Annotated in this window: 2 protein-coding genes; both read left to right on the forward strand. The window is 38.1% G+C overall.

Going from position 1 to position 1,054, the window contains the following annotated elements:
• Positions 1 to 137: 137 nt before the first annotated feature.
• Positions 138 to 590: a hypothetical protein gene (locus tag AC1DND_RS28440; protein ID WP_477586271.1), complete on the forward strand. Its 453-nt coding sequence runs from the start codon at positions 138 to 140 to the stop codon at positions 588 to 590.
• A 74-nt stretch (positions 591 to 664) separates the two neighbouring features.
• Positions 665 to 1,054: aminotransferase class I/II-fold pyridoxal phosphate-dependent enzyme (locus tag AC1DND_RS28445; RefSeq protein WP_477586273.1), on the forward strand; the 390-nt coding region annotated here is incomplete at its 3' end.

Here is a 1,054-nt window from a genome sequence, read left to right on the forward strand (position 1 = left end):
CTTTGACTCAGATGATGGCGCAAATGCAGAAGTCAATCTCTCAATTAAATAAAAATTAACTTTTTTTAACAAGGCCCGATTAAACCGTTTGCGTTTTTATGTATCTATTCATTTAACAAACACATAAAAAACAGAACATGAAAAAAGCAATTTTAACAATAGCAATTGCAGTAATGGGATTAACCGCTGCATTTGCTCAAGACACTACAAAGAGAGTAAGACGGGCAATGCCTAAAATGACTGCCGAGCAAAGAGCAGAAAAGGTTACCGCCAGATTAGAGAAACAGCTAAGCTTAACCGCTGATCAAAAGACCAAAATTTACGCCATTGAATTGGAAAACGCAAAGAAAATGGAGGCTTGGAGATCTGCTGATCAAGGCGATATGAAAGGCAAAATGAAAGAACGCAAAGCCGCTATTGATGAGCAAAAAGCTAAAATAGATGACATTTTAACTGCTGAACAAAAAACCAAAATGGATGCTTTCCGCGCCGAAGCCAAAGAAAAGGGTGAGAAAATGAGAAAAGGAATGGGTGGAAGAGGTAAAAAAGACAAAGCACCTGTAGTTTCTAATCCTCCTGCACAAGGATAAATAGCTCAAACATTAATTAATTATATTTTTGAAAGCGTTCCGATTATTCGGGGCGCTTTTTTTACTTTTGACCGATGAGCAAAATTGAACAGTTTCTTAACGGCAAACTTCAGGAACGAAAAGATAACCTTTCGATCAGGAATTTATCGACGAACATTCCTCCTTTTGATTTTTGTTCTAATGATTATTTAGGTTTTGCTAGATCTAGTGAATTAAAAAAACTGATCGACGATACCATAGCCACACTCCCTAATTACCTGAACGGAGCTGGTGGTTCGCGACTGTTAAGCGGAAATACCGCATTTATTGAAGAAACCGAACAGTTTATTGCCGATTTTCACCTGGCTGAAAGTGGATTGATCTTTAATTCCGGTTATGATGCCAATGTAGGGCTATTATCGAGCATCCCGCAGCGTGGCGATACGATTATCACTGACGAATTGATTCATGCGAGTATTATAGAT

It is taken from the genome of Pedobacter sp. 01N416 (genome assembly GCF_056399685.1).

Coding starts and splice junctions, on each gene's coding strand:
- AC1DND_RS28440 (WP_477586271.1), top strand. CDS start 138: ATGAAAAAAGCAATTTTAACAATAGCAATTGCAGTAATGGGATTAACC.